Annotated in this window: 37 protein-coding genes and 1 pseudogene; 5 read left to right on the top strand and 33 right to left on the bottom strand. The window is 56.1% G+C overall.

Features of this window, described 5'->3' with window-relative positions:
* Window positions 1-142: 142 nt before the first annotated feature.
* From AACY11_RS23040 to AACY11_RS23025, 4 genes are read left to right on the top strand one after another with little or no spacing between them, the layout of a single operon-like run.
* Window positions 143-793, top strand: a complete 651-nt coding sequence (locus AACY11_RS23040; protein WP_339431285.1) for a DUF2491 family protein — start codon at window positions 143-145, stop codon at window positions 791-793.
* Between the two features lie 15 nt (window positions 794-808).
* The gene (locus AACY11_RS23035; protein ID WP_339464766.1) at window positions 809-1,234 is read left to right on the top strand and encodes a DUF350 domain-containing protein; all 426 of its coding nucleotides are present in this window, start codon (window positions 809-811) and stop codon (window positions 1,232-1,234) included.
* Between the two features lie 17 nt (window positions 1,235-1,251).
* Window positions 1,252-1,935, top strand: coding sequence for a DUF1190 domain-containing protein (locus AACY11_RS23030; RefSeq protein ID WP_339431283.1), 684 nt, complete (start codon window positions 1,252-1,254; stop codon window positions 1,933-1,935).
* 2 nt (window positions 1,936-1,937) lie between these two features.
* Window positions 1,938-3,095, top strand: coding sequence for a glutathionylspermidine synthase family protein (locus tag AACY11_RS23025; protein WP_339495770.1), 1,158 nt, complete (start codon window positions 1,938-1,940; stop codon window positions 3,093-3,095).
* 75 nt (window positions 3,096-3,170) lie between these two features.
* Here AACY11_RS23025 and AACY11_RS23020 read toward each other — a convergent pair whose 3' ends face one another.
* The gene (locus tag AACY11_RS23020) at window positions 3,171-3,695 is read right to left on the bottom strand and encodes a single-stranded DNA-binding protein (RefSeq protein WP_007917224.1); all 525 of its coding nucleotides are present in this window, start codon (window positions 3,693-3,695) and stop codon (window positions 3,171-3,173) included.
* Window positions 3,696-3,704: 9 nt separating this feature from the next.
* Window positions 3,705-5,102, bottom strand: a complete 1,398-nt coding sequence (locus AACY11_RS23015; protein ID WP_339431281.1) for an MFS transporter — start codon at window positions 5,100-5,102, stop codon at window positions 3,705-3,707.
* A gap of 191 nt (window positions 5,103-5,293) precedes the next feature.
* Between AACY11_RS23015 and uvrA the strand changes: the two genes are divergently transcribed.
* On the top strand, window positions 5,294-8,128 hold the full coding sequence (gene uvrA, locus AACY11_RS23010; RefSeq protein ID WP_339495769.1) for an excinuclease ABC subunit UvrA: 2,835 nt from the start codon (window positions 5,294-5,296) through the stop codon (window positions 8,126-8,128).
* 62 nt (window positions 8,129-8,190) lie between these two features.
* Here uvrA and bfr read toward each other — a convergent pair whose 3' ends face one another.
* From bfr to AACY11_RS22855, 31 genes and pseudogenes are all read right to left on the bottom strand, one after another.
* Window positions 8,191-8,655 carry a bacterioferritin gene (gene bfr / locus AACY11_RS23005; protein ID WP_339431279.1) on the bottom strand — a complete coding sequence of 155 codons (465 nt, stop codon included), beginning with the start codon at window positions 8,653-8,655 and terminating at the stop codon, window positions 8,191-8,193.
* A 149-nt stretch (window positions 8,656-8,804) separates the two neighbouring features.
* A complete protein-coding gene (locus AACY11_RS23000; protein WP_339495768.1) occupies window positions 8,805-10,259 on the bottom strand; it encodes a catalase in 1,455 nt (484 codons plus the stop codon).
* A 239-nt stretch (window positions 10,260-10,498) separates the two neighbouring features.
* Window positions 10,499-10,885: a 50S ribosomal protein L17 gene (gene rplQ, locus AACY11_RS22995; protein WP_003176402.1), complete on the bottom strand. Its 387-nt coding sequence runs from the start codon at window positions 10,883-10,885 to the stop codon at window positions 10,499-10,501.
* A gap of 42 nt (window positions 10,886-10,927) precedes the next feature.
* Window positions 10,928-11,929 (bottom strand): DNA-directed RNA polymerase subunit alpha, encoded by a 1,002-nt coding sequence (locus AACY11_RS22990; protein WP_003186012.1) that lies wholly within the window; start codon window positions 11,927-11,929, stop codon window positions 10,928-10,930.
* A gap of 22 nt (window positions 11,930-11,951) precedes the next feature.
* Window positions 11,952-12,572 (bottom strand): 30S ribosomal protein S4, encoded by a 621-nt coding sequence (gene rpsD, locus AACY11_RS22985; protein ID WP_003176404.1) that lies wholly within the window; start codon window positions 12,570-12,572, stop codon window positions 11,952-11,954.
* An 18-nt stretch (window positions 12,573-12,590) separates the two neighbouring features.
* Window positions 12,591-12,980: a 30S ribosomal protein S11 gene (gene rpsK / locus AACY11_RS22980; RefSeq protein ID WP_002555466.1), complete on the bottom strand. Its 390-nt coding sequence runs from the start codon at window positions 12,978-12,980 to the stop codon at window positions 12,591-12,593.
* Between the two features lie 30 nt (window positions 12,981-13,010).
* On the bottom strand, window positions 13,011-13,367 hold the full coding sequence (gene rpsM / locus AACY11_RS22975; RefSeq protein WP_009045849.1) for a 30S ribosomal protein S13: 357 nt from the start codon (window positions 13,365-13,367) through the stop codon (window positions 13,011-13,013).
* A gap of 130 nt (window positions 13,368-13,497) precedes the next feature.
* Window positions 13,498-13,614: a 50S ribosomal protein L36 gene (gene rpmJ, locus AACY11_RS22970; protein WP_002555468.1), complete on the bottom strand. Its 117-nt coding sequence runs from the start codon at window positions 13,612-13,614 to the stop codon at window positions 13,498-13,500.
* A 27-nt stretch (window positions 13,615-13,641) separates the two neighbouring features.
* Window positions 13,642-14,970 (bottom strand): preprotein translocase subunit SecY, encoded by a 1,329-nt coding sequence (gene secY, locus AACY11_RS22965; RefSeq protein WP_003228718.1) that lies wholly within the window; start codon window positions 14,968-14,970, stop codon window positions 13,642-13,644.
* The gene (gene rplO / locus AACY11_RS22960; RefSeq protein ID WP_042561340.1) at window positions 14,971-15,408 is read right to left on the bottom strand and encodes a 50S ribosomal protein L15; all 438 of its coding nucleotides are present in this window, start codon (window positions 15,406-15,408) and stop codon (window positions 14,971-14,973) included.
* 3 nt (window positions 15,409-15,411) lie between these two features.
* Window positions 15,412-15,588, bottom strand: a complete 177-nt coding sequence (gene rpmD, locus AACY11_RS22955; protein WP_003176408.1) for a 50S ribosomal protein L30 — start codon at window positions 15,586-15,588, stop codon at window positions 15,412-15,414.
* Window positions 15,589-15,590: 2 nt separating this feature from the next.
* Window positions 15,591-16,091, bottom strand: coding sequence for a 30S ribosomal protein S5 (rpsE, locus tag AACY11_RS22950; RefSeq protein ID WP_003176409.1), 501 nt, complete (start codon window positions 16,089-16,091; stop codon window positions 15,591-15,593).
* Window positions 16,092-16,094: 3 nt separating this feature from the next.
* Entirely contained in the window at window positions 16,095-16,445 is a 351-nt protein-coding gene (rplR, locus tag AACY11_RS22945) for a 50S ribosomal protein L18 (RefSeq protein WP_003186037.1), read from the bottom strand.
* A 10-nt stretch (window positions 16,446-16,455) separates the two neighbouring features.
* Window positions 16,456-16,989 carry a 50S ribosomal protein L6 gene (gene rplF / locus AACY11_RS22940; RefSeq protein WP_003176412.1) on the bottom strand — a complete coding sequence of 178 codons (534 nt, stop codon included), beginning with the start codon at window positions 16,987-16,989 and terminating at the stop codon, window positions 16,456-16,458.
* A gap of 12 nt (window positions 16,990-17,001) precedes the next feature.
* A complete protein-coding gene (rpsH, locus tag AACY11_RS22935) occupies window positions 17,002-17,394 on the bottom strand; it encodes a 30S ribosomal protein S8 (protein WP_007966178.1) in 393 nt (130 codons plus the stop codon).
* A 209-nt stretch (window positions 17,395-17,603) separates the two neighbouring features.
* Entirely contained in the window at window positions 17,604-17,909 is a 306-nt protein-coding gene (gene rpsN / locus AACY11_RS22930) for a 30S ribosomal protein S14 (protein WP_003228726.1), read from the bottom strand.
* 13 nt (window positions 17,910-17,922) lie between these two features.
* On the bottom strand, window positions 17,923-18,462 hold the full coding sequence (rplE, locus tag AACY11_RS22925; protein WP_003210069.1) for a 50S ribosomal protein L5: 540 nt from the start codon (window positions 18,460-18,462) through the stop codon (window positions 17,923-17,925).
* Between the two features lie 20 nt (window positions 18,463-18,482).
* On the bottom strand, window positions 18,483-18,797 hold the full coding sequence (rplX, locus tag AACY11_RS22920) for a 50S ribosomal protein L24 (RefSeq protein ID WP_003186046.1): 315 nt from the start codon (window positions 18,795-18,797) through the stop codon (window positions 18,483-18,485).
* Between the two features lie 11 nt (window positions 18,798-18,808).
* Window positions 18,809-19,177 carry a 50S ribosomal protein L14 gene (gene rplN / locus AACY11_RS22915; protein ID WP_002555479.1) on the bottom strand — a complete coding sequence of 123 codons (369 nt, stop codon included), beginning with the start codon at window positions 19,175-19,177 and terminating at the stop codon, window positions 18,809-18,811.
* A gap of 23 nt (window positions 19,178-19,200) precedes the next feature.
* Complete coding sequence (gene rpsQ, locus AACY11_RS22910) at window positions 19,201-19,467, bottom strand: 30S ribosomal protein S17 (protein WP_003194644.1); 267 nt, start codon at window positions 19,465-19,467, stop codon at window positions 19,201-19,203.
* 2 nt (window positions 19,468-19,469) lie between these two features.
* The gene (gene rpmC, locus AACY11_RS22905) at window positions 19,470-19,661 is read right to left on the bottom strand and encodes a 50S ribosomal protein L29 (RefSeq protein WP_002555481.1); all 192 of its coding nucleotides are present in this window, start codon (window positions 19,659-19,661) and stop codon (window positions 19,470-19,472) included.
* A complete protein-coding gene (rplP, locus tag AACY11_RS22900) occupies window positions 19,661-20,074 on the bottom strand; it encodes a 50S ribosomal protein L16 (protein ID WP_003232424.1) in 414 nt (137 codons plus the stop codon). The genes rpmC and rplP overlap by 1 nt, the downstream gene beginning before the upstream one ends.
* 12 nt (window positions 20,075-20,086) lie before the next feature.
* On the bottom strand, window positions 20,087-20,773 hold the full coding sequence (gene rpsC / locus AACY11_RS22895) for a 30S ribosomal protein S3 (RefSeq protein ID WP_003176422.1): 687 nt from the start codon (window positions 20,771-20,773) through the stop codon (window positions 20,087-20,089).
* Window positions 20,774-20,786: 13 nt separating this feature from the next.
* The gene (gene rplV, locus AACY11_RS22890) at window positions 20,787-21,119 is read right to left on the bottom strand and encodes a 50S ribosomal protein L22 (protein WP_003103908.1); all 333 of its coding nucleotides are present in this window, start codon (window positions 21,117-21,119) and stop codon (window positions 20,787-20,789) included.
* 11 nt (window positions 21,120-21,130) lie between these two features.
* The gene (rpsS, locus tag AACY11_RS22885; RefSeq protein ID WP_003228731.1) at window positions 21,131-21,406 is read right to left on the bottom strand and encodes a 30S ribosomal protein S19; all 276 of its coding nucleotides are present in this window, start codon (window positions 21,404-21,406) and stop codon (window positions 21,131-21,133) included.
* A gap of 16 nt (window positions 21,407-21,422) precedes the next feature.
* On the bottom strand, window positions 21,423-22,247 hold the full coding sequence (gene rplB, locus AACY11_RS22880) for a 50S ribosomal protein L2 (protein WP_042561342.1): 825 nt from the start codon (window positions 22,245-22,247) through the stop codon (window positions 21,423-21,425).
* 14 nt (window positions 22,248-22,261) lie between these two features.
* A complete protein-coding gene (rplW, locus tag AACY11_RS22875; protein WP_002555488.1) occupies window positions 22,262-22,561 on the bottom strand; it encodes a 50S ribosomal protein L23 in 300 nt (99 codons plus the stop codon).
* Window positions 22,558-23,160, bottom strand: a complete 603-nt coding sequence (gene rplD / locus AACY11_RS22870; RefSeq protein WP_003228735.1) for a 50S ribosomal protein L4 — start codon at window positions 23,158-23,160, stop codon at window positions 22,558-22,560. The genes rplW and rplD overlap by 4 nt, the downstream gene beginning before the upstream one ends.
* Before the next feature lie 12 nt (window positions 23,161-23,172).
* A complete protein-coding gene (rplC, locus tag AACY11_RS22865) occupies window positions 23,173-23,808 on the bottom strand; it encodes a 50S ribosomal protein L3 (protein WP_003228738.1) in 636 nt (211 codons plus the stop codon).
* Window positions 23,809-23,888: 80 nt separating this feature from the next.
* Window positions 23,889-24,200 (bottom strand): 30S ribosomal protein S10, encoded by a 312-nt coding sequence (gene rpsJ, locus AACY11_RS22860; RefSeq protein ID WP_003186070.1) that lies wholly within the window; start codon window positions 24,198-24,200, stop codon window positions 23,889-23,891.
* A gap of 158 nt (window positions 24,201-24,358) precedes the next feature.
* Window positions 24,359-24,513, bottom strand: a pseudogene (locus AACY11_RS22855) (hypothetical protein); the annotation flags it as partial.

Below are 24,513 nucleotides of genomic sequence, written 5' to 3'. Positions count from 1 at the left end.
ATAAAAAACCCTGTGGGGGCGAACAACCCCGCTCCCACAGGGTTTGTGCTGAGCAAATGACGCTGCTCGTTCGTCGCTCGGCCCGGTACACTAGCGGCGCTTTTTACGACGAACACCTCCACCCGCTTCAAGGAACGTACCCATGGGATGGTTTAAAGATTTGCTGGGCACCAGCAACTGGCAGACCGCTGCGCCAACACCCACCGTCGCCAGTGGCCCACTCGGGATGGCCCAAGGCAAGGGCGTCAGATTCGATTCGACGCTGGCCCTGCTGCTCGACGGTTCGACTTCGGTACGAGTCCCCTTCGATCAGGCGATCTGGAGCGCAGGCTGGGTCGACCTCGGCCAGTCCAATAAACTGCACCGCTATTACATGAACGACGAGGATTTCTGGGTACAGATCCACGTCACCGGCGATGATCAGATCGAATCGGTCATCCTGTTCAACTACCTCAGTTACGTGACAGTCAACAGTGACGCCGAACTGCAGCGACTGGCCGGCCCCAACAGCCTGATCGGTTTGCCGACCTACACCCACGAAGGTGTCGAATTCACCCGCGAGTGGGGCACCGAACAAGGCCAGACCGAACTGGTGCCGCTGACCGAGCAGGTGGTCAACCCGGACGAGAGCTACACCATCGAACACCACGCCATGCTTTACGCCCGCGAGACCGGCCTGACCGATCGTCGCGAGCTGTTGTTGTTCTCCGTCGAACAAGACGAAGAAGGCACCGTCAGCCTGAGCACCTCGCTCGGCATTTCGCTGTACACGACTGACCTGAGCACCATTTAAATAAGGACGCTTTTCATGCTGGAAGTGCTGGCTGTCTCGCTGAACAAGACCGCTCTGACCGGTTTCATCGTTTACCTGATCGGCGCCGTGTTGCTGTTCATGCTGTTTCAATTCGTCTACACGCGCATCACCCCGCACAAGGAATTCGAGCTGATCCGCTCCGGCAACACGGCCGCCGCCATTGCGCTGTCCGGTGCAATCATCGGTTTCGCCATTCCTGCCAGCAACGTGATCGCCTATTCGGTCAACGTCCTCGACTTCGTGCTCTGGGCCGTGATTGCCGCAGCAGTGCAACTACTGGCGTTTCTCGCCACTGGCCTGGTGCTCAAAGGCACTTCCCAGCGCATCGCCAACGGTGAAATCGCTTCCGGCATCTACGTCGCAGCGGTAGCGATCAGCGTCGGCATGCTCAACGCTGCGTGCATGACACCGTCCAACTGATCGGCAGGAAGCCTTAGATGAAACGAAGCAAGTACGTTCAGTTGTCCCTCGCCGCGTCGGTGGCCATGGCCATTTCCGGCGAAGCGGCAGCGGTGGATCAGGCGCGCAATTTCCAGAGCGTTGAGCAGTGCGTCGATGCCGAAGTGGCAGCCGACGTCTGCTCCAACGCCTACGTCGCGGCGCTCACCGAACACCGGCGTATCGCTCCGGCGTACGACGACAAGGCCAAGTGCGACGCGGACTTTGCTGCCGACTGGTGCCAGAAAAACTCCGACGGCCGCTTCGTGCCGAAACTCGGCGGTTTCAAAGTGCCGCAGAACGGTGAAACCCCACAAAATCTCGACGCCATCGCCGATGCGCAGATGCCGGCCGGTGACACGACGGCTGCCCAGAATGTGCAAAACACTTCCCACACCTCGAGTGGCGGCGGCTGGCTGAGCGGATGGCTGATCGGCAACGCGATGAGCAACAACTCGAATCGCACGGTCTATCGCGACCGCGATACGCGCCAGCCCTACAACACCTCGACGCAGTCAAAAAGAATCGAGTCGGCGCCCCGTAGCCAACCGACCTACGAGAGCAGCAAAAGCAAACCGGTGAACGTCGCCTCCTCCACCTCCCGTGGCGGTTTTGGCAGCCAGTCCAGTGCCCGCAGCGGTTGGGGTGGTTGGGGCAGCAGTTCCGGCCGCTCGAGCAGCTGACGATGAAAAAGGTCCACTGCGCCGAGCGCCCCGACTGGAAACAAACGGCCGAGAGCCTCGGCTTTATGTTCCACACCATCGACGACGAGCCCTACTGGGACGAAAGCGCGTATTACCAGTTCACGCTCACGCAAATCGAAAACGATCTCGAGGACCCGACCACCGAACTGCACGAGATGTGCATGGACCTGGTCGACCGCGTGGTACACAGCGAAGAACTGCTGAATCGCCTGAGCATCCCGCCTGCGTACTACGACATGATCCGAACGTCCTGGCTGGAAGGACATCCGCATCTGTACGGGCGCATGGACTTTTCCTACAGCGGCAACGGCCCGGCGAAACTGCTGGAACTCAACTACGACACGCCAACCAGCCTTTACGAGGCGGCGGCGTTCCAGTGGGGTTGGCTGGAGCAATGCATTGAGCGCGGCACGCTGCCCAGCCATGCCGACCAGTTCAACAGCATCGACACCAAGCTGCATCAAGCCTTTGCCGAGTTGCAGCTCAAGCGACCTTTCTACTTTGCCTCAATGAAAGACTCGGTCGAGGATAAAGGCACCACCGATTACCTGCGACTGATCGCGGAAAAGGTCGGCATCGAATCCCGGCACATCGACATCGAAGACATTGGCCTGACGGCCGAGGGCCGCTTTGTCGACCTGCAAGATCGCTGGATCCCGCACCTGTTCAAGCTGCACGCCTGGGAATTCATCTTCCATGAACCGTTCGGCGCGGCGATTGCCGAGTGCGATACGCAGTTTTTCGAGCCTGCGTGGAAAGCGATCCTGTCGAACAAAGGCGCACTGCCGCTGTTGTGGGAGTTGCACAAAGGCCATCCGAATCTGCTCGCAGCGCACCTCGATCCGAACCCGGCCAGTGCCGTGCCCAAAGGCTGGGTGCGCAAACCGTACTTCTCCCGGGAAGGTGCAAACATCGAACTGCAAACCGCGCAAGGTCTGATCGTCAAAGAAGATGGGCCCTACACCGATGCGCCATTTATCCTTCAGGAGTTCGCACCACTGCCGAAGTTCGGTAACAGCTACACGCTGATCGGCTCCTGGGTGATTGGCGATCAGGCGGCGGGTATTGGCGTGCGTGAGGACAACAGTCTGATCACCAAGGATTCAAGCCGGTTTCTGCCGCATTTGATTCTTGACTGACAAACCACCGCCCACAAAAAAGGCCTGTCGCGTTGAACGACGGGCCTTTTTATTTAGATCGTATGCAGCCAAGAATTAGAACGGAATATCGTCATCGAAGCTGTCGAAATCCGGAGCCGGTTGCGGTGCGGCCTGCTGTGGAGCCGGGGCCGAACGCTGCTGTGGCGCCGACTGCTGCGGGCGTGGAGCCTGCTGACGTGGCGTTGGAGCGGACTGCTGATAGTTGTTGCCGCCGCCTTGTTGGTCGCCCTGTTGTGGACGGCCGCCGAGCAGTTGCATGGTGCCTTGCATGTCGACCACGATTTCGGTGGTGTAACGCTTGATACCGTCTTTTTCCCACTCGCGGGTCTGCAGCTTGCCTTCGATGTAGACCTGCGAACCTTTGCGCAGGTACTCACCGGCGATCTCGGCCACCTTGCCGAACATCGAAACACGGTGCCACTCGGTCTTCTCGACCTTCTGACCGGTTTGCTTGTCGGTCCACTGTTCGCTGGTTGCCAGACTCAGGTTGGTCACGGCGTTACCGTTAGGCAGGTAGCGAACTTCGGGATCCTGGCCGCAAGTGCCGACCAATATGACTTTGTTAACCCCACGGGCCATAACGTTCTCCTAGGCTTCGCAAGCAGCCCCGGCCGGGTTGTTCACCAGGCGTTCGAGGGTGTCGCGATCCACTAATTCTTTGTCCAGTTTGATGTAAACAGCCGCTTCATCCGCAACTATCACTGCATCGGTTACCCCCACGAGGGCCTTGAGGCGCTCGACCAGACCCGCTTCGCGGATCGCCTCGGGCGACAACGGCAAGCGCAGGCTCGTCACGTAGGGAGGTTCGCGCATGGTAACAGCAAAGGCCAGCCAGATGGCAGCCAGCCCCGCACATCCGAGGAACACAACCGACAGACCGCCATGCTGAAACAGCCAGCCGCCGAGTATCCCGCCGAGTGCCGAACCGAGGAACTGACTGGTGGAATACACGCCCATGGCCGTGCCCTTGCCACCTGCCGGTGAAACCTTGCTGATCAGCGACGGCAGAGAAGCCTCCAGCAGATTGAACGCGGTGAAGAACACCACCGTGCCGATCACCAGAGCCCGCAGGCTGTCACCGAACTTCCAGAAGAATAGCTCAGTCAGCATCAGCGTCATGACGGCGCCGAGCAAGATTCGTTTCATTTTGCGTTTCTTCTCGCCATAGATGATGAACGGGATCATGGCGAAGAAAGAAATCAGCAGCGCGGTCAGGTAAACCCACCAATGCTGCTCCTTGGGCAACCCGGCTTTTTCCACCAGGGCCAAGGGCAGCGCGACGAAGCTCGACATGAGCATCGCGTGCAATACAAAGATGCCAAGATCGAGGCGCAGCAGATCGGGATGCTTGAGCGTCGGCAGCAGCGCCTGACGCGCCACGCCGGACTCACGATGCTGCAACGGCCCGGTTGAGCGCGGCACCATGAACATGATGATCAGGATCCCGATCAGTGCCATGCCGCCTGTTGCGAGGAACAGTCCGGACAAACCGAAAACCCGGGTCAGCAGCGGCCCGACCACCATCGCCACAGCGAAGGACAAACCGATGGTCATGCCGATCATCGCCATCGCTTTGGTGCGGTGCTGTTCACGGGTCAGGTCGGAGAGCAAGGCCATGACCGCGGCGGAGATCGCGCCGGCGCCCTGCAGGATCCGCCCGGCGATCACGCCCCAGATCGAATCGGCCTGGGACGCCAGCACACTGCCGAGGGCGAAGACGATCAGCCCCAGGTAAATGACCGGCCGGCGGCCAATGCGGTCGGAAATGATCCCGAACGGAATCTGAAAAATCGCCTGGGTCAGGCCGTAAGCACCAATTGCCAGCCCGATCAGGGCCGGGGTCGCGCCTGCCAGATCCATGCCGTAGGTCGCCAGTACTGGCAACACCATGAACATGCCAAGCATACGGAAGGCGAACACCAGGGCCAGACCGCTCGCCGCGCGGGTCTCGCTGCCACTCATGCGTTCGCTGTGGGGATCGTGCATGGAAAAACCTCGTGTGAACCGGCGGCGATTCTACCAGTCCCATCGGAAGACGGGGTATATCGCGACGCTATGACACGCCTACATGAAACTCTCTTCATGCAAGGCAAAAAACGCTGCGCTTGATAGTGTGCATCCATCCAGTATTTGCCCGTATACTCCTACGTTTTCGACGCCCGCCGAGCGAGGCCACTTTGGACAAGATCCTGATACGTGGGGCCCGTACCCACAACCTGAAGAACATCGACCTGACCCTGCCACGGGACAAGCTGATCGTCATCACCGGCCTGTCCGGATCCGGCAAGTCGTCCCTGGCCTTCGACACACTCTACGCCGAAGGTCAGCGCCGCTATGTCGAATCCCTGTCGGCTTACGCCCGGCAGTTCCTGTCGATGATGGAAAAACCCGACGTCGACACCATCGAAGGCCTGTCGCCTGCGATTTCCATCGAACAGAAATCGACCTCGCACAACCCCCGCTCCACGGTCGGCACCATCACCGAAATCTACGACTATCTGCGCCTGCTGTATGCACGCGTCGGTACGCCCCGCTGCCCCGACCACGACATTCCACTGGAAGCACAGACCGTCAGCCAGATGGTCGACCTGGTACTGGCCCAGCCGGAAGGCAGCAAATTGATGCTACTGGCCCCGGTGATCCGCGAGCGCAAAGGCGAACACTTGTCGGTGTTTGAAGAGCTGCGCGCTCAGGGCTTCGTCCGTGCCCGGGTCAATGGCCGGATCTGCGAGCTCGACGAGCTGCCGAAACTGGATAAACAGAAGAAGCATTCGATCGACGTGATTGTCGACCGTTTCAAGGTTCGCGCCGATCTGCAGCAGCGTTTGGCCGAATCGTTCGAGACCGCACTCAAACTGGCGGACGGCATTGCCCTCGTGGCGCCGATGGACGATGAGCCGGGCGAAGAGATGATCTTCTCCGCGCGTTTCGCCTGCCCGATCTGCGGCCACGCGATCAGCGAGCTCGAACCAAAACTGTTTTCCTTCAACAACCCGGCCGGCGCCTGCCCGACTTGCGATGGCCTGGGCGTGAAGCAATTCTTCGACATCAAGCGACTGGTCAATGGTGATCTGACCCTGGCCGAAGGGGCCATTCGCGGCTGGGACAGGCGCAACGTCTACTACTTCCAGATGCTGGGCTCATTGGCTTCGCATTACGGGTTCAGCCTGGAAGTGCCCTTCAACGAACTGCCAGCCGATCAGCAGAAATTCATCCTGCACGGCAGCGGCTCGCAGAACGTCGACTTCAAATACCTTAACGACCGTGGCGATATCGTCAAACGTTCGCACCCGTTCGAAGGCATCGTGCCGAACCTCGAGCGTCGCTACCGCGAAACCGAATCGGCGAGCGTGCGTGAAGAGCTGGCCAAGTTCCTCAGCACTCAGTCTTGCCCGGACTGCCGTGGCACCCGTCTGCGTCGTGAGGCTCGGCATGTCTGGGTCGGCGAAAAAACGCTGCCGGCAGTGACCAATCTGCCGATTGGCGATGCGTGTGAATACTTCGGCGAACTGAAAATGACTGGCCGTCGTGGCGAAATCGCGGACAAGATTCTCAAGGAAATCCGCGAGCGCCTGCAGTTTCTGGTCAACGTGGGCCTGGACTATCTGTCGCTGGATCGCAGTGCCGACACGTTGTCCGGCGGCGAAGCACAGCGGATCCGGCTGGCCAGCCAGATCGGTGCCGGCCTGGTGGGCGTTCTGTATATCCTCGATGAGCCTTCCATCGGCTTGCACCAGCGTGATAACGACCGGCTGCTCGGCACACTCAAACACCTGCGCGACATCGGCAACACAGTGATTGTGGTCGAGCACGACGAAGACGCGATTCGCCTGGCTGACTATGTCGTGGATATCGGCCCCGGTGCCGGTGTGCATGGCGGACAGATCGTTGCCGAAGGTACGCCAGCCGAAGTCATGGCGCACCCCGATTCCCTGACCGGCAAGTACCTGTCGGGCCGGGTGAAGATCGAGGTGCCGGCCAAGCGTACACCGCGCAACAAGAAACAGGTTCTGGCGCTCAAGGGTGCACGGGGCAACAACCTGCGTAACGTCGATCTGGAAATTCCGATCGGCCTGCTGACTTGCGTGACGGGTGTTTCCGGCTCGGGCAAATCGACCCTGATCAACAACACCCTGTTCCCGCTGAGCGCTACCGCACTCAACGGTGCGACCACTCTGGAAGCAGCCGCGCACGACAGCATCAAGGGCCTGGAACATCTGGACAAAGTGGTCGACATTGATCAGAGCCCGATTGGGCGCACACCACGGTCCAACCCGGCAACTTATACCGGGCTGTTCACCCCGATCCGGGAACTGTTCGCCGGCGTGCCCGAGTCGCGTTCCCGAGGCTACGGCCCGGGGCGTTTCTCGTTCAACGTCAAGGGCGGTCGCTGCGAGGCGTGCCAGGGTGATGGCCTGATCAAGGTTGAAATGCACTTCCTGCCGGATATCTATGTTCCGTGCGACGTGTGCAAGAGCAAACGCTACAACCGCGAAACCCTTGAGATCAAATACAAGGGCAAGAACATCCACGAAACTCTCGAGATGACCATCGAAGAGGCTCGAGTGTTCTTCGACGCGGTACCGGCACTCGCGCGCAAGCTGCAAACCTTGATGGATGTGGGGCTGTCGTACATCAAGCTGGGGCAGTCGGCTACGACCTTGTCCGGTGGTGAGGCGCAGCGGGTCAAACTGTCCCGTGAGTTGTCCAAACGCGATACCGGCAAGACGCTGTACATCCTCGACGAGCCGACCACGGGCCTGCACTTCGCGGATATCCAGCAATTGCTCGACGTCCTGCATCGCCTGCGCGACCACGGCAACACCGTGGTGGTGATCGAGCACAACCTTGACGTGATCAAGACTGCCGACTGGCTGGTCGATCTCGGGCCTGAGGGTGGTTCCAAGGGTGGCCAGATCATTGCCACCGGCACGCCCGAGGAAGTGGCCGAGATGAAGCAATCTCACACCGGCCATTACCTCAAGCCACTGCTGATCCGTGATCGGGCCTAGACACCGAGCATGAAAAAGCCCCTGTCACTTCGTCAGTGACAGGGGCTTTTTTGTATTACATGTCAGGTGTGGGATTGCAGGTAGTTCTGGAGACCGATTAGCTTGATCAGGCCCAACTGCTTTTCCAGCCAGTAGGTGTGATCTTCTTCGGTATCGTGGAGCTGAACGCGCAATATCTCACGGCTGACGTAGTCGTTGTGCTGTTCGCAGAGCTCGATGCCTTTGCACAATGCCGCACGGACTTTGTACTCAAGGCGCAGATCGGCTTCGAGCATCTCCGGGACGGTGGTGCCGACATCCAGATCATCCGGACGCATGCGTGGCGTACCTTCAAGCATCAGGATCCGGCGCATCAACGCGTCAGCATGGCCTGCTTCTTCTTCCATCTCGTGGTTGATTCGTTCGTAGAGCTTGGTGAATCCCCAGTCCTCATACATCCGCGAGTGGACAAAATACTGGTCACGCGCGGCCAGTTCGCCGGTCAGCAACGTGTTGAGGTAATCGATAACGTCTGGGTGGCCTTGCATCGCCCTACATCTCCCTGCTTGAAAGGCTGTAGTTTGAACCAACCTGACTGTCAGGTCACCCTCCATGCGCAATAAAAGCGAAGATAATCTGAGAAAAGCAGGCTAAATAACGCAAAAACCGCCCTAATGAGGGCGGTTCTGCTTCTCGTTTAGACTTCGTTAAGCTGTACGTTGAGCAGCTTTGCAATTGCTTCGCCATACGCCGGATCAGCTTTGTAGAAATGCTGCAACTGGCGATCCACAACATCAGGCGTCACACCGGCCATCGCTCCTGCAATGTTACTGACCAGCAGCGCTTTCTGTTCGTCATTCATCAAGCGGAACAGTGCCCCCGCCTGACTGTAGTAATCACTGTCCTCGCGATGATCGTAGCGGTCAGCCGCACCGCTCAAGGCCAGCGCCGGCTCTGCATAACGCGGCGCTTGTTTGGGCGACTCTACGTAACTGTTCGGCTCGTAATTTGGCGCTGCGCCACCGTTGCTGCCGAAAGCCATCGAACCGTCGCGCTGGTATGTGTTCACCGCACTGCGTGGCGCATTCACAGGCAATTGCTGGTGATTGGTACCAACACGGTAGCGGTGAGCATCAGCGTAAGCGAATACACGACCTTGCAGCATACGATCCGGCGACAAACCGACGCCAGGCACCATGTTGCTCGGGCCGAACGCGGCCTGCTCGACTTCAGCGAAGTAGTTCAGCGGATTGCGGTTCAGCTCCAACTCACCTACTTCGATCAGCGGGAACTCTTTCTGCGACCAGGTCTTGGTCACGTCAAACGGGTTCTCATAGTGCGCCGCTGCCTGAGCCTCGGTCATGATCTGAATGCACACGCGCCATTTCGGGAAGTCACCGCGCTCAATTGCTTCAAACAGATCACGCTGCGCGTAATCCGGGTCAGTGCCAGCCAGACGAGCGGCATCAGCCGGCGCAAGGTTTTTGATGCCTTGCTGGGTCTTGTAGTGCCACTTCACCCAGTGACGCTCGCCTTGAGCGCTGATCAGACTGTAAGTGTGACTACCAAAGCCGTGCATGTGACGGTACCCGTCCGGGATCCCGCGGTCAGAAAAAAGAATGGTGACTTGGTGTAACGCTTCCGGCGAATGCGACCAGAAGTCCCACATCATCTGCGCACTCTTCAGATTACTTTGTGGCAGGCGCTTTTGGGTGTGGATGAAGTCAGGGAATTTCAGCGGGTCGCGAATGAAGAAGACTGGCGTGTTGTTGCCGACAATGTCCCAGTTACCTTCCTCGGTGTAGAACTTCAGCGCAAAGCCACGCGGATCTCGCTCGGTGTCGGCAGAACCGCGCTCGCCACCTACCGTTGAAAAACGCAGGAAGGTCGGGGTTTGCTTCCCTACGGACTCGAACAGCTTAGCGCTGGTGTAATCGGTGATATCGCGGGTTACGGTAAACGTACCGTAAGCACCCGAGCCCTTAGCGTGCACCCGGCGCTCAGGAATGTTTTCACGATTAAAGTGGGCAAGCTTCTCGATCAGATGAAAATCGTCGAGCAGCAGCGGGCCTCGCGGGCCGGCGGAGCGAGAATTCTGGTTATCAGCGACAGGCGCGCCACTGGCGGTCGTAAGCGTTTTGGTCTGGCTCATACGGTCTTCTTCCTCTGTCAGTCTTGGAGCTGCCGGCTAATCGGCTTGGACGGGAGTATCAATCAACAATGTGACACCTACAAATTCATTAACCTGCACACATCGATAGAAAATTACTAATTAAACTTCCCAGCACATAGTGACAACAGAACAGAGGGAGATGCTTGTACGTAAAGCGCTTTTCTTACAGGCACAAAAAACCGGGCACTAGGCCCGGTTCTTTGTTTCAGACTGACGTCTTACTCGGCGGATACAGCTTCGCCAGCAGTAGCACGATCAACCAACTCGACGTACGCCATAGGCGCGTTGTCGCCAGCGCGGAAACCGCACTTGAGGATGCGCAGGTAGCCACCCTCACGGGTAGCATAACGCTTGCCCAGGTCGTTGAAGAGCTTACCAACGATAGCTTTCGAACGAGTACGGTCGAAAGCCAGACGGCGGTTAGCCAGGCTGTCTGTCTTGGCCAGAGTGATCAGCGGCTCAGCAACGCGACGCAGTTCTTTGGCTTTTGGCAGAGTAGTTTTGATCAGCTCGTGCTCGAACAGCGACACCGCCATGTTTTGAAACATGGCCTTGCGGTGCGAGCTGGTGCGGCTCAGGTGACGACCACTTTTACGATGACGCATGGTTCATTCCTTACCAAACACAACGTTCGGTGATTACGACGATCAGGCAGTCGCCTTGTCGTCCTTCTTAAGACTTGCAGGCGGCCAGTTGTCGAGGCGCATGCCGAGGGACAGACCGCGGGAGGCCAGAACGTCCTTGATTTCAGTCAAGGATTTCTTGCCCAGGTTCGGAGTCTTCAACAGCTCTACTTCGGTACGCTGAATCAGGTCACCGATGTAGTAGATGTTTTCCGCCTTAAGGCAGTTAGCCGAACGTACAGTCAGTTCCAGATCGTCAACCGGGCGAAGCAGGATCGGATCGATCTCGTCTTCCTGCTCGACAACCACTGGCTCACTGTCACCTTTGAGGTCGACGAACGCAGCCAACTGCTGTTGCAGAATGGTTGCAGCGCGGCGGATAGCCTCTTCAGGATCCAGGGTACCGTTGGTTTCCAGATCAATAACCAGCTTGTCCAGGTTGGTACGCTGCTCGACACGGGCGTTTTCCACCACGTATGCGATACGGCGAACCGGGCTGAACGAAGAATCAAGCTGCAAGCGACCGATGCTGCGGCTTTCGTCTTCATCGCTCTGACGCGAGTCGGCTGGTTCATAACCACGACCACGAGCTACGGTGAGCTTCATGTTCAGGGCGCCGTTAGACGCCAGGTTAGCGATTACGTGATCGGGATTAACGATCTCGACATCATGATCCAGCTGAATATCGGCAGCGGTAACCACCCCCGAACCCTTCTTCGACAAGGTCAGCGTAACTTCGTCACGACCGTGCAGCTTGATGGCCAGACCTTTAAGGTTCAACAGGATTTCAATTACGTCTTCCTGTACACCTTCGATGGCGCTGTACTCGTGGAGCACACCGTCAATCTCGGCCTCGACTACTGCGCAGCCGGGCATTGAGGACAACAGGATGCGTCGCAGCGCGTTGCCCAGGGTGTGGCCAAAACCACGCTCGAGAGGCTCGAGAGTGATCTTGGCGCGGGTTGGACTGACAACCTGCACATCAATATGGCGGGGTGTCAGGAACTCATTTACCGAAATCTGCATGGATGCACCTATTTTCTAGCCCTTACTTGGAGTAGAGCTCGACAATCAGGCTTTCGTTGATGTCGGCGGACAGATCACTGCGAGCAGGAACGTTCTTGAAAACGCCCGACTTCTTCTCAGTGTCTACTTCTACCCATTCTACGCGGCCACGTTGGGCACACAGATCGAGAGCTTGGACAATGCGAAGTTGGTTTTTTGCTTTCTCGCGAACTGCAACCACGTCACCAGCACGAACCTGATACGACGGAACGTTTACGGTCTGACCGTTAACGCTGATCGACTTGTGCGATACCAGCTGACGGGATTCGGCACGAGTCGAACCAAAGCCCATACGGTATACAACGTTGTCCAGACGGCATTCGAGCAGTTGCAGCAGGTTTTCACCAGTTGCACCTTTCTTGCCAGCAGCTTCTTTGTAGTAGCCGCTGAACTGACGCTCGAGAACGCCGTAAATACGACGGACCTTCTGCTTTTCACGCAGTTGGGTGCCGTAGTCGGACTGGCGACCGCGGCGTTGGCCGTGGATACCAGGTGCTGCTTCAATGTTGCACTTCGATTCGATCGCGCGCACGCCGCTCTTCAGGAAGAGATCGGTGCCTTCGCGACGAGCGAGTTTGCATTTTGGACCAATGTAACGAGCCATTCTTTACAATCTCCTGGATTACACGCGGCGCTTCTTCGGCGGACGGCACCCGTTGTGCGGGATTGGCGTCACGTCGGTGATGCTGGCGATCTTGTAGCCACAGCCGTTCAAAGCGCGGACTGCGGATTCACGACCTGGACCTGGACCCTTGACGTTAACGTCAAGATTTTTCAGGCCATATTCCAGCGCAGCTTGACCAGCACGTTCAGCAGCTACTTGAGCAGCAAACGGGGTGGACTTGCGGGAACCGCGGAAACCCGAACCACCGGAGGTAGCCCAGGAAAGAGCGTTACCTTGACGGTCGGTAATGGTCACGATGGTGTTGTTAAAAGATGCATGGATGTGGGCGATGCCATCAACCACTGTCTTTTTAACTTTTTTACGAGGACGAGCAGCAGGTTTTGCCATGATTAAATTCCTGTCGATTCGCTGGGGCGATTACTTGCGGATCGGCTTACGCGGACCTTTACGGGTACGCGCGTTGGTCTTGGTACGCTGACCGCGCACTGGAAGACCGCGACGATGACGCAGACCGCGATAGCAACCGAGGTCCATCAAGCGCTTGATTTTCATGTTGATTTCGCGACGCAGGTCACCTTCAGTGGTGAACTTCGCCACTTCGCCACGCAGCTGTTCAATTTGCTCGTCGCTCAGATCTTTGATCTTTGCTGCTGGGTTTACCCCAGTCTCTGCACAGATCTTCTGTGCAGTAGTGCGACCGACACCATAGATGTAGGTCAGCGAGATAACAGTATGCTTGTTATCTGGAATGTTAACGCCTGCAATACGGGCCATTCAGTGGGACTCCAATTGACAGCTACCTACGCCCCGGAAGCCAAGAAATAGGGCGCGAGATAATATCGCTGTAATAACAAATAATCAACCCGGTAGCGCACTAGCTACCGGGCTTGAAGCACAATCACACTCAGCCTTGGCGCTGTTTGTGACGCGGTTCCGCGCTGCAAATTACTCGAACAACACCTTCGCGGCGAATAATCTTGCAGTTACGGCACAGCTTTTTCACCGATGCACGAACTTTCATCACCAACTCCTCGAACCTTATGGGTACTCAGCGCAACATGCCGCTGCCGTAACCCTTCAGGTTGGCTTTCTTCATCAGGGATTCGTACTGGTGCGAAACGAGGTGCGATTGTACTTGAGACATGAAGTCCATCACAACCACGACCACGATCAGCAACGAGGTCCCGCCAAGGTAGAACGGAACGTTTGCTGCAACCACCAGGAACTGGGGCAACAAGCACACGGCCGTCATGTAAAGAGCACCGAACATGGTCAAGCGGGTCAGAACGCCATCAATATAGCGCGCAGACTGCTCACCTGGACGGATACCCGGAATAAAGGCACCGGACTTCTTCAGGTTTTCCGCTACGTCTTTCGGATTGAACATCAACGCCGTATAGAAGAAGCAGAAGAAAATAATCCCTGCACTAAACAGCAGAATATTCAACGGCTGACCAGGAGCGATCGACTGCGAGATGTCCTGCAACCAGCCCATACCTTCAGACTGACCAAACCAGGCACCCAACGAAGCCGGAAACAGCAAAATGCTGCTCGCGAAAATAGCCGGAATAACACCGGCCATGTTCACCTTCAGCGGCAAGTGGCTTGTCTGCGCAGCAAAAACCTTACGACCCTGCTGACGCTTGGCGTAATGAACAGCAATACGACGCTGACCACGCTCAATGAACACCACAAAACCGATAATCGCTACTGCCAGCAAACCGATGGCAACCAAGGCAAAAATATTGATATCACCCTGACGCGCAGACTCGAAAGACTGCCCGATCGCTCTCGGAAGACCGGCGACGATACCCGAAAAAATCAACATCGAGATACCGTTACCTACACCACGCTCAGTAATCTGCTCACCCAGCCACATCATGAACATCGCACCAGCCACAAAAGTGGATACCGCGACGAAATGGAAGCCAAAGTCACCAGTGAACGCAACGCCCTGCCCCGCCAGACCAATGGACATGCCAATGGCCTGAACGAGAGCGAGGACGACGGTGCCGTAGCGGGTGTACTGGCTGATCTTGCGACGGCCAGCTTCACCTTCCTTCTTCAACTGCTCCAACTGCGGACTGACGGCTGTCATCAGTTGCATGATGATCGATGCCGAAATGTACGGCATGATCCCCAATGCAAAGATGCTCATCCGTTCCAGCGCGCCGCCGGAGAACATGTTGAACAAGCTAAGAATGGTCCCCTCATTCTGTCGAAACAGGTCTGCGAGTCGGTCCGGGTTGATACCTGGAACCGGGATGTGTGCGCCTATTCGGTAGACGATAATCGCCAGGAACAGAAAACGCAGACGAGCCCAAAGTTCAGACATACCGCCTTTGCCGAGCGCAGAGAGAGCACCTTGCTTAGCCATTTATTCCTCGAACTTGCCGCCAGCTGCTTCGATAGCCGAACGCGCACCTTTGGTGGCGCCGATTCCCTTGCCGATAGTGACAGCGCGAGTCACTTCACCGGACAGCATGATTTTTACACGCTGTACGTTGACGTTGATCACGTTGGCATCTTTCAGGGACTGCACGGTGACGATGTCGCCTTCCACTTTAGCCAGCTCGGACAAACGCACTTCTGCGCGATCCATGGCTTTCAGGGAAACGAAACCGAACTTCGGCAGACGACGATGCAGCGGCTGTTGACCGCCTTCAAAGCCTGGAGCAATGGTGCCACCGGAGCGGGAGGTTTGACCTTTGTGACCACGGCCACCAGTCTTACCCAAACCACTACCGATACCACGGCCCGGACGATGCTTTTCGCGACGGGAACCCGGCGCTGGACTCAGATCATTGAGTTTCATCGATTAACCCTCGACACGCAGCATGTAGTAAGCCTTGTTGATCATCCCGCGATTCTCGGGAGTATCCTGAACTTCTACAGTGTGACCGATGCGACGCAGACCCAGACCCTTAACACACAGTTTGTGGTTAGGGATTCGGCCGGTCATGCTTTTGATCAGCGTTACTTTAACGGTAGCCATGATCAGAAGATCTCCTTGACAGTCAGACCACGCTTGGCAGCGATGGACTCAGGAGATTGCATGGCTTTCAAACCCTTGAAAGTGGCGTGAACCACGTTTACAGGGTTAGTCGAGCCGTAGCACTTGGCCAGAACGTTCTGAACACCAGCAACTTCGAGGACAGCACGCATAGCGCCGCCAGCGATGATACCGGTACCTTCAGAAGCAGGCTGCATGTACACCTTCGAAGCGCCATGAGCGGACTTCATTGCGTACTGCAGAGTGGTGCCGTTCAGGTCAACCTGGATCATGTTGCGGCGAGCAGCTTCCATTGCCTTCTGGATCGCAGCAGGCACTTCACGCGACTTGCCACGGCCGAAGCCAACACGCCCTTTACCATCACCAACCACGGTCAACGCGGTGAAAGTGAAGATACGGCCGCCTTTAACGGTTTTGGCTACGCGGTTAACTTGAACCAGCTTCTCAATGTAGCCTTCGTCGCGCTTTTGGTCGTTATTTGACATAACTTAGAACTCCAGCCCAGCTTCACGAGCAGCATCAGCCAGCGCTTTAACGCGGCCATGGTACTTGAAGCCAGAGCGGTCGAAAGCCACTTGCGAGACGCCAGCGGCCTTAGCACGCGTAGCGACCAGCTGGCCAACCTTTGTGGCCGCGTCGATGTTGCCAGTGGCGCCATCACGCAGTTCTTTATCCAAAGTCGAGGCACTTGCCAGGACTTTGTTGCCGTCGGCCGAGATGACCTGGGCGTAGATGTGCTGCGACGAGCGGAACACGCAGAGACGCACGACTTCGAGTTCGTGCATTTTCAGGCGTGCTTTGCGAGCGCGACGCAGTCGAGTAACTTTTTTGTCGGTCATTTGCTATGCCCTACTTCTTCTTGGCTTCTTTACGACGGACGACTTCGTCCGCGTAGCGCACACCTTTGCCTTTGTACGGCTCTGGTGGACGGAAGTCGCGGATCTCAGCGGCCACTTGACCCACCAGCTGCTTATCGATGCCCTTGATCAGGATATCGGTCTGGCTAGGAGTCTCAGCGGTGATGCCTTCCGGCAGTTCGTAATCCACTGGGTGCGAGAAGCCAAGGGCAAGGTTCAAAACCGTGCCTTTTGCTTGCGCTTTGTAACCAACACCGACCAGCTGGAGCTTACGCTCGAAGCCTTGGCTTACGCCTTGGACCATGTTGTTTACCAACGCACGCGTGGTACCGGCCATTGCGCGAGTTTGTTGATCGCCATTGCGAGCAGCAAAACGCAGCTCACCAGCTTCTTCAACAATTTCAACAGACGAATGGATGTTCAGTTCAAGAGTACCCTTGGCACCCTTCACCGAAAGCTGTTGGCCTGCGAATTTTACTTCGACACCGGCTGGCAGCTTAACGGGGTTCTTAGCGACGCGAGACATGCTTATCCCCCCTTAGAACACAGTGCAAAGAACTTCGCCGCCGACACCGGCAGCGCGCGCAGCACGATCCGTCATCACACCTTTGTTGGTGGAGACGATAGACACGCCAAGACCGCCACGAACTTTCGGCAGATCTTCAACGGACTTGTACTGACGCAGGCCTGGACGACTAACGCGCTTCACTTCTTCGATAACCGGACGGCCTTCGAAGTACTTCAGCGAGATGGACAACGACGGCTTAGCGTCGGTGGTGATCTGAAAATCCGCGATGTAACCTTCGTCCTTCAGGACTTTTGCTACAGCCACCTTCAACGTGGAAGACGGCATGCTTACGACAGACTTTTCAGCCATCTGGGCATTACGGATTCGAGTTAGCATGTCCGCTAACGGGTCCTGCATACTCATGGGCTAGACGCTCCTAAAACAGAAAAATTAGCCTTGCGGCTACTACTTGTCGCCGAGAACTTCCGGGCATGAAAAACACGGGCTCAGGCGAGCCGGTCATTCTAGACACACCCCAGAAATGAATCAAGCCCCAAAAGGGGCTTGATTCAAATTCAAGGCCACCGATGGTCAGGTTCTTGCGAAACCGACCATCAAGGCTTTGACAGCGATTACCAGCTGGCTTTAACCAGACCTGGAACGTCACCACGCATTGCAGCTTCACGCAGCTTGTTACGGCCAAGGCCGAACTTGCGGTAAACGCCGTGCGGACGACCAGTCAGGCGGCAACGGTTACGCATGCGCGAAGCGCTTGCATCACGTGGTTGCTTCTGCAGAGCTACGGTAGCTTCCCAACGCGCTTCTGGACTTGCGTTCAGATCAACGATGATAGCTTTCAGCGCTGCACGCTTGGTGGCGTACTTGGCAACAGTGAGCTGACGCTTCAGCTCACGGTTTTTCATGCTCTTCTTGGCCATTTTCCTACTCCAATCAGTTGCGGAACGGGAATTTGAAAGCACGCAGCAGAGCGCGGCCTTCATCATCGTTCTTGGCAGTGGTGGTCAGGGTAATGTCCAGACCGCGGAGAGCATCGATCTTGTCGTAGTCGATTTCCGGGAAAATGATCTGCTCTTTCACACCCATGCTGTAGTTACCACGACCATCAAAGGACTTGGCATTCAGGCCGCGGAAGTCGCGAACCCGAGGCAGGGAGATCGACAGCAGACGATCCAGGAACTCGTACATACGCTCACGGCGTAGAGTCACCTTGACGCCGATCGGCCATCCTTCACGGACTTTAAAGCCAGCGATGGATTTACGAGCGTAGGTCACAACGACTTTTTGGCCGGTGATCTTTTCCAGGTCAGCAACAGCATGCTCGATGACTTTTTTGTCGCCGATCGCTTCGCCCAGACCCATGTTCAGGGTGATTTTGGTAACGCGCGGAACTTCCATCACGTTCGAAAGCTTAAGTTCTTCCTTAAGTTTCGGAGCGATTTCCTTCCGGTAAATCTCTTTTAGTCGTGCCATGGTCTTCTACCTAGCAGTGTTCAAGCATCAACCGCTTTTTGGGTCGACTTGAAGACACGAATTTTCTTACCGTCTTCAACTTTGAAACCAACGCGGTCAGCCTTGTTGGTTTCGCCATTGAAGATGGCTACGTTAGAAGCGTGCAGTGGCGCTTCTTTCTCGACGATACCGCCTTGTACGCCCGACATCGGGTTAGGCTTGGTATGACGCTTGACCAGGTTCAGACCACCAACAACCAGACGGTTGTCAGCAAGAACCTTCAGCACCTTACCGCGCTTACCTTTGTCTTTGCCGGCGATCACGATGATCTCGTCGTCACGACGAATCTTTTGCATGTCGGATCTCCTTACAGCACTTCTGGGGCGAGCGAGACGATCTTCATGAACTTCTCAGTACGAAGTTCACGGGTCACTGGCCCAAAGATACGGGTGCCGATCGGCTCTTGCTTGTTGTTCAGAAGAACAGCAGCGTTGCCATCAAAGCGGATAATGGAGCCATCAGCACGACGTACGCCGTGACGAGTGCGGACTACAACAGCAGTCATCACTTGGCCTTTTTTCACTTTACCGCGAGGAATTGCTTCCTTCACGGTAACTTTGATGATGTCACCGATACCAGCGTAACGACGATGGGAGCCACCCAGCACCTTGATGCACATAACACGGCGAGCGCCGCTGTTATCGGCCACATCGAGCATGGATTGAGTCTGAATCATATAATTTCTCCGACCCCTAGTCCTTAGACTTCCACAGCGCGTTCGAGAACATCAACCAATGCCCAAGACTTGGTCTTGGCCATCGGACGAGTTTCACGAATAGTGACTTTGTCGCCGATGTGGCACTGATTGGTTTCGTCGTGCGCGTGCAGCTTAGTCGAACGCTTAACGTATTTACCGTAGATCGGGTGCTTAACGCGACGCTCGATCAGAACGGTGATGGTTTTGTCCATCTTGTCGCTGACAACACGGCCAGTCAGCGTACGGACAGTTTTTTCGGCTTCAGCCATGATCACTTACCTGCCTGCTGGTTGAGCACAGTCTTCACGCGAGCGATGTCACGCTTAACTTGCGAGAGCAGATGAGACTGCCCCAACTGGCCAGTTGCTTTCTGCATACGCAGATTGAACTGGTCGCGCAGCAAGCCGAGCAGTTGCTCGTTCAGCTGCTGTGCGGATTTTTCACGAAGTTCATTCGCTTTCATCACATCACCGTCCGTTTAACAAAGGCGGTGGCGAGCGGCAGCTTTGCAGCAGCCAAGGCAAAAGCCTCACGCGCCAGCTCTTCAGTTACACCCTCGATTTCATACAGGACTTTGCCTGGCTGAATCTGGGCTACCCAGTATTCGACGTTACCCTTACCTTTACCCATCCGAACTTCGAGAGGCTTTTTGGAAATAGGCTTATCCGGGAATACACGGATCCAGATCTTGCCGCCACGTTTAACGTGACGGGTCAGAGCACGACGCGCTGACTCGATCTGACGAGCGGTGAGACGACCACGAGCTACAGACTTCAGCGCGAACTCGCCGAAGCTGACTTTGCTACCGCGCTGAGCCAGACCACGGTTGTGGCCTGTCATCTGCTTGCGGAACTTCGTACGCTTAGGTTGCAACATTTGGCGTACCCCTTACTTAGCAGCTTTTTTACGAGGCGCTGGTGCTTGTGGTTTCAGCTCTTCTTGGCGACCACCAATTACTTCGCCTTTGAAGATCCAAACCTTTACACCGATCACACCGTATGTGGTGTGAGCTTCGTAGTTGGCATAGTCGATGTCGGCACGCAGGGTGTGCAACGGCACACGACCTTCGCGATACCATTCAGTACGTGCGATTTCAGCACCGCCGAGACGACCGCTCACTTGGATTTTGATGCCTTTGGCACCAATGCGCATGGCGTTCTGTACAGCGCGCTTCATAGCGCGACGGAACATTACGCGACGCTCCAGCTGCTGAGCTACGCTCTGCGCAACCAGCATACCGTCGAGCTCCGGCTTACGGATCTCTTCGATATTGATGTGCACAGGCACACCCATTTGCTTGGTCAGGTCCTGACGCAGTTTCTCAACATCTTCACCTTTCTTCCCGATAACGATACCTGGGCGAGCGGTGTGGATGGTGATACGTGCAGTTTGCGCCGGACGATGGATATCGATACGGCTTACGGACGCGCTTTTTAGTTTGTCTTGGAGATACTCACGCACCTTCAGATCAGCGAACAAATAGTCCGCATAAGTCCGACCGTCTGCGTACCAGACGGAGGTGTGCTCCTTGACGATTCCCAGGCGAATGCCAATGGGATGTACTTTCTGACCCATCTCTTCGACTCCGTTACTTGTCAGCAACCTTGACAGTGATATGGCAAGACCGCTTGACGATGCGATCAGCACGGCCTTTGGCACGCGGCATGATGCGCTTCAGCGAACGCCCTTCGTTGACGAAAACGGTGCTGACCTTCAGGTCATCAACGTCTGCGCCTTCGTTATGCTCGGCGTTGGCTACGGCCGACTCCAGCACTTTCTTCATGATCTCGGCGGCTTTCTTACTGCTGAAAGCCAACAAGTTGAGCGCTTCGCCCACCTTCTTCCCGCGGATCTGGTCGGCGACCAAGCGGGCTTTCTGGGCGGAGATTCGAGCGCCCGACAACTTAGCGGCTACTTCCATTTCCTAACCCCTTAACGCTTGGCTTTCTTGTCTGCTACGTGCCCACGATAAGTGCGGGTACCGGCAAACTCGCCCAGTTTGTGGCCGACCATGTCTTCGTTAACGAGAACCGGGACGTGTTGACGACCGTTGTGTACTGCGATGGTCAGACCGACCATTTGTGGCAGGATCATAGAACGACGCGACCAAGTCTTAATTGGTTTGCGATCGTTCTTCTCCGCCGCCACTTCGATCTTCTTCAGTAGGTGAAGATCAATAAAAGGACCTTTTTTCAGAGAACGTGGCACTGTCGTATCCCTCTATTTACTTGCGACGACGGACGATCATTTTGTCGGTACGCTTATTACCACGAGTCTTCGCGCCCTTCGTCGGGAAGCCCCATGGCGATACCGGATGACGACCACCAGAGGTACGACCTTCACCACCACCATGTGGGTGGTCAACCGGGTTCATGGCAACACCACGAACGGTTGGGCGAACGCCACGCCAGCGTTTGGCACCAGCTTTACCCAGCGAACGCAGGCTGTGCTCGGAGTTCGAGACTTCGCCCAGGGTCGCACGGCATTCAGCCAGAACTTTACGCATTTCACCGGAGCGAAGACGCAGGGTAACGTACACACCTTCACGAGCGATCAGCTGAGCCGAAGCACCAGCAGAACGAGCGATCTGTGCGCCTTTACCTGGCTTCAGTTCGATGCCGTGTACGGTGCTACCAACTGGAATGCTGCGCAGTTGCAACTGGTTGCCTGGCTTGATCGGAGCCAAAGCACCCGAAATCAGCTGGTCGCCAGCGCTCACGCCTTTAGGGGCGATGATGTAACGGCGTTCGCCGTCTGCGTACAACATAAGAGCAATGTGAGCAGTACGGTTTGGATCGTATTCGATACGCTCAACAGTGGCTGGAATGCCATCTTTGTCGTTGCGACGGAAATCGACCATACGATAATGCTGCTTATGACCACCACCGATGTGACGCGTGGTAATACGGCCATTGTTGTTACGACCACCAGTCTTCGATTTTTTCTCGAGCAGCGGTGCGTGAGGAGCGCCTTTATGCAGCTCCTGGTTGACCACCTTGACCACAAAACGGCGGCCAGGGGAAGTCGGTTTGCATTTAACGATTGCCATGATGCACCCCTTCCTTACTCAGCACTGCTGCTGAAATCGAGATCTTGGCCTGGCTGAAGGGAGATAACTGCCTTCTTCCAGTCATTGCGCTTGCCCAGACCGCGAGCTGTGCGCTTGCTCTTACCCAAAACATTCAGGGTAGTAACACGCTCAACTTTCACGCTGAACAGGCTTTCGACGGCCTTCTTGATTTCCAGCTTGGTTGCGTCAGTCGCAACCTTGAAAACGAACTGGCCTTTCTTGTCAGCCAGAACCGTAGCCTTCTCGGAAACGTGCGGGCCAAGCAGAACTTTAAATACGCGTTCCTGGTTCATCCCAGCAGCTCCTCGAATTTCTTCACGGCCGACACGGTGATCAACACCTTGTCGTATGCGATCAGACTAACTGGATCGGAACCTTGAACGTCACGTACATCTACGTGCGGCAGGTTACGAGCAGCCAGGTACAGGTTCTGATCAACAGCGTCCGACACGATGAGAACATCGGTCAGGCTCATGTTGTTCAGCTTGCCCAGCAGATCTTTGGTTTTCGGAGTTTCAACAGCGAAATCCTGAACCACGACCAGACGATCCGTACGCACCAGCTCAGCAAGGATGGAACGCATTGCTGCGCGATACATCTTCTTGTTCAGCTTCTGGGAGTGATCCTGTGGACGAGCTGCAAAAGTGGTACCGCCGCCACGCCAGATTGGGCTACGGATAGTACCGGCACGAGCACGGCCAGTACCTTTCTGACGCCATGGGCGCTTACCGCCACCACGAACGTCGGAACGGGTCTTTTGCTGCTTGCTACCCTGACGGCCGCCGGCCATGTAGGCCACGACTGCTTGGTGAACCAGCGTCTCGTTGAACTCGCCGCCAAATGTCAGTTCGGAAACTTCGATCGCTTGAGCGTCATTTACATTTAATTGCATGTCAGCTTCCCCTTAACCGCGAGCCTTGGCTGCTGGACGTACAACCAGGTTGCCGCCAGTAGCGCCAGGAACAGCGCCCTTGACCAACAACAGATTGCGTTCAGCGTCCACGCGCACTACTTCCAGGGACTGCACGGTCACGCGCTCAGCGCCCATATGACCGGACATTTTTTTGCCCTTGAATACACGACCAGGAGTCTGGCACTGGCCGATAGAGCCTGGGACGCGGTGGGATACGGAGTTACCGTGGGTGTTATCTTGCCCGCGGAAATTCCAACGCTTGATCGTACCCTGGAAGCCTTTACCCTTGGACTGACCGGTTACATCAACCAGTTGACCAGCGGCAAAGATTTCAGCGTTGATCAGATCGCCAGCCTGGTACTCGCCTTCTTCAAGACGGAATTCCATGGTAGTGCGACCAGCGGCAACGTTCGCTTTAGCGAAGTGGCCAGCCTGAGCTGCTGTTACACGCGAAGCACGACGCTCGCCGACAGTGACTTGCACTGCACGATAGCCATCGGTCTCTTCAGTTTTGAACTGGGTGACGCGATTCGGCTCGATCTCAATGACCGTGACCGGAATGGAGACACCTTCTTCGGTGAAAATACGGGTCATACCGCATTTACGACCGACTACACCAATAGTCATGTTGTAAACCTCATGAGTGTACGGGGCTTTCACCCGCTATGGCCGCCCATTTCAGAGCGTTACACGACTAAGACCGAGTCTTAGCCGAGGCTGATCTGCACTTCCACACCGGCCGCAAGATCAAGCTTCATAAGAGCATCAACGGTTTTATCCGTTGGCTGGACGATGTCCAGAACGCGCTTATGAGTGCGGATTTCGTACTGGTCACGCGCGTCTTTGTTGACGTGCGGGGAAACCAGAACGGTAAACCGCTCTTTACGGGTAGGCAGTGGAATTGGACCACGCACTTGAGCACCAGTACGTTTCGCGGTTTCCACGATTTCCTGGGTTGATTGGTCGATCAGGCGATGGTCAAAAGCCTTCAACCTGATACGGATTTGCTGATTTTGCATTGGATTTCAGACTCCGGCTGCTATTCCCACCGGGCGCAATACGCCCGTTAAAAGGAGGCGCAATTCTATAGACGCCCCAGATAGGTGTCAACCCAATAAAAAAGCCCCCGCTGAGCGGGGGCTTTTTCAATCCATCAAGCTGACTCTACAAAAGAGACTTACTCGATGATTTTGGCTACGACGCCAGCGCCGACGGTACGACCGCCTTCACGGATAGCGAAACGCAGACCGTCTTCCATCGCGATGGTTTTGATCAGGGTAACAGTCATCTGAATGTTGTCACCTGGCATTACCATTTCAACGCCTTCTGGCA

Source organism: Pseudomonas sp. RA_105y_Pfl2_P56 (assembly GCF_963970845.1).
GTDB lineage: Bacteria > Pseudomonadota > Gammaproteobacteria > Pseudomonadales > Pseudomonadaceae > Aquipseudomonas > Aquipseudomonas baetica_A.
The sequence above is the reverse complement of the archived record's forward strand: the minus strand, read 5'-3'. Positions and strand labels throughout refer to the sequence as shown.

Excerpts from the sequence above, each read along its gene's own strand:
- AACY11_RS23040 (WP_339431285.1), top strand. The coding sequence starts at position 143 with ATGGGATGGTTTAAAGATTTGCTGGGCACCAGCAACTGGCAGACCGCT.
- AACY11_RS23035 (WP_339464766.1), top strand. The coding sequence starts at position 809 with ATGCTGGAAGTGCTGGCTGTCTCGCTGAACAAGACCGCTCTGACCGGT.
- AACY11_RS23030 (WP_339431283.1), top strand. The coding sequence starts at position 1,252 with ATGAAACGAAGCAAGTACGTTCAGTTGTCCCTCGCCGCGTCGGTGGCC.
- AACY11_RS23025 (WP_339495770.1), top strand. The coding sequence starts at position 1,938 with ATGAAAAAGGTCCACTGCGCCGAGCGCCCCGACTGGAAACAAACGGCC.
- AACY11_RS23020 (WP_007917224.1), bottom strand. The coding sequence starts at position 3,695 with ATGGCCCGTGGGGTTAACAAAGTCATATTGGTCGGCACTTGCGGCCAG.
- AACY11_RS23015 (WP_339431281.1), bottom strand. The coding sequence starts at position 5,102 with ATGCACGATCCCCACAGCGAACGCATGAGTGGCAGCGAGACCCGCGCG.
- bfr (WP_339431279.1), bottom strand. The coding sequence starts at position 8,655 with ATGCAAGGCCACCCAGACGTTATCGATTACCTCAACACGTTGCTGACC.
- AACY11_RS23000 (WP_339495768.1), bottom strand. The coding sequence starts at position 10,259 with ATGAGCCAGACCAAAACGCTTACGACCGCCAGTGGCGCGCCTGTCGCT.
- rplQ (WP_003176402.1), bottom strand. The coding sequence starts at position 10,885 with ATGCGTCATCGTAAAAGTGGTCGTCACCTGAGCCGCACCAGCTCGCAC.
- AACY11_RS22990 (WP_003186012.1), bottom strand. The coding sequence starts at position 11,929 with ATGCAGATTTCGGTAAATGAGTTCCTGACACCCCGCCATATTGATGTG.
- rpsD (WP_003176404.1), bottom strand. The coding sequence starts at position 12,572 with ATGGCTCGTTACATTGGTCCAAAATGCAAACTCGCTCGTCGCGAAGGC.
- rpsK (WP_002555466.1), bottom strand. The coding sequence starts at position 12,980 with ATGGCAAAACCTGCTGCTCGTCCTCGTAAAAAAGTTAAAAAGACAGTG.
- rpsM (WP_009045849.1), bottom strand. The coding sequence starts at position 13,367 with ATGGCCCGTATTGCAGGCGTTAACATTCCAGATAACAAGCATACTGTT.
- rpmJ (WP_002555468.1), bottom strand. The coding sequence starts at position 13,614 with ATGAAAGTTCGTGCATCGGTGAAAAAGCTGTGCCGTAACTGCAAGATT.
- secY (WP_003228718.1), bottom strand. The coding sequence starts at position 14,970 with ATGGCTAAGCAAGGTGCTCTCTCTGCGCTCGGCAAAGGCGGTATGTCT.
- rplO (WP_042561340.1), bottom strand. The coding sequence starts at position 15,408 with ATGAAACTCAATGATCTGAGTCCAGCGCCGGGTTCCCGTCGCGAAAAG.
- rpmD (WP_003176408.1), bottom strand. The coding sequence starts at position 15,588 with ATGGCTACCGTTAAAGTAACGCTGATCAAAAGCATGACCGGCCGAATC.
- rpsE (WP_003176409.1), bottom strand. The coding sequence starts at position 16,091 with ATGTCAAATAACGACCAAAAGCGCGACGAAGGCTACATTGAGAAGCTG.
- rplR (WP_003186037.1), bottom strand. The coding sequence starts at position 16,445 with ATGACCGACAAAAAAGTTACTCGACTGCGTCGCGCTCGCAAAGCACGC.
- rplF (WP_003176412.1), bottom strand. The coding sequence starts at position 16,989 with ATGTCTCGCGTCGCTAAGAACCCCGTTAAGCTGCCAGCCGGTGTCGAA.
- rpsH (WP_007966178.1), bottom strand. The coding sequence starts at position 17,394 with ATGAGTATGCAGGACCCGTTAGCGGACATGCTAACTCGAATCCGTAAT.
- rpsN (WP_003228726.1), bottom strand. The coding sequence starts at position 17,909 with ATGGCCAAGAAGAGCATGAAAAACCGTGAGCTGAAGCGTCAGCTCACT.
- rplE (WP_003210069.1), bottom strand. The coding sequence starts at position 18,462 with ATGGCACGACTAAAAGAGATTTACCGGAAGGAAATCGCTCCGAAACTT.
- rplX (WP_003186046.1), bottom strand. The coding sequence starts at position 18,797 with ATGCAAAAGATTCGTCGTGACGACGAGATCATCGTGATCGCCGGCAAA.
- rplN (WP_002555479.1), bottom strand. The coding sequence starts at position 19,177 with ATGATTCAGACTCAATCCATGCTCGATGTGGCCGATAACAGCGGCGCT.
- rpsQ (WP_003194644.1), bottom strand. The coding sequence starts at position 19,467 with ATGGCTGAAGCCGAAAAAACTGTCCGTACGCTGACTGGCCGTGTTGTC.
- rpmC (WP_002555481.1), bottom strand. The coding sequence starts at position 19,661 with ATGAAAGCGAATGAACTTCGTGAAAAATCCGCACAGCAGCTGAACGAG.
- rplP (WP_003232424.1), bottom strand. The coding sequence starts at position 20,074 with ATGTTGCAACCTAAGCGTACGAAGTTCCGCAAGCAGATGACAGGCCAC.
- rpsC (WP_003176422.1), bottom strand. The coding sequence starts at position 20,773 with ATGGGTCAGAAAGTACATCCCATTGGCATTCGCCTGGGAATCGTCAAG.
- rplV (WP_003103908.1), bottom strand. The coding sequence starts at position 21,119 with ATGGAAGTAGCCGCTAAGTTGTCGGGCGCTCGAATCTCCGCCCAGAAA.
- rplB (WP_042561342.1), bottom strand. The coding sequence starts at position 22,247 with ATGGCAATCGTTAAATGCAAACCGACTTCCCCTGGCCGCCGTTTTGTG.
- rplW (WP_002555488.1), bottom strand. The coding sequence starts at position 22,561 with ATGAACCAGGAACGCGTATTTAAAGTTCTGCTTGGCCCGCACGTTTCC.
- rplD (WP_003228735.1), bottom strand. The coding sequence starts at position 23,160 with ATGCAATTAAATGTAAATGACGCTCAAGCGATCGAAGTTTCCGAACTG.
- rplC (WP_003228738.1), bottom strand. The coding sequence starts at position 23,808 with ATGACTATTGGTGTAGTCGGTCGTAAATGCGGTATGACCCGTATTTTC.
- rpsJ (WP_003186070.1), bottom strand. The coding sequence starts at position 24,200 with ATGCAAAATCAGCAAATCCGTATCAGGTTGAAGGCTTTTGACCATCGC.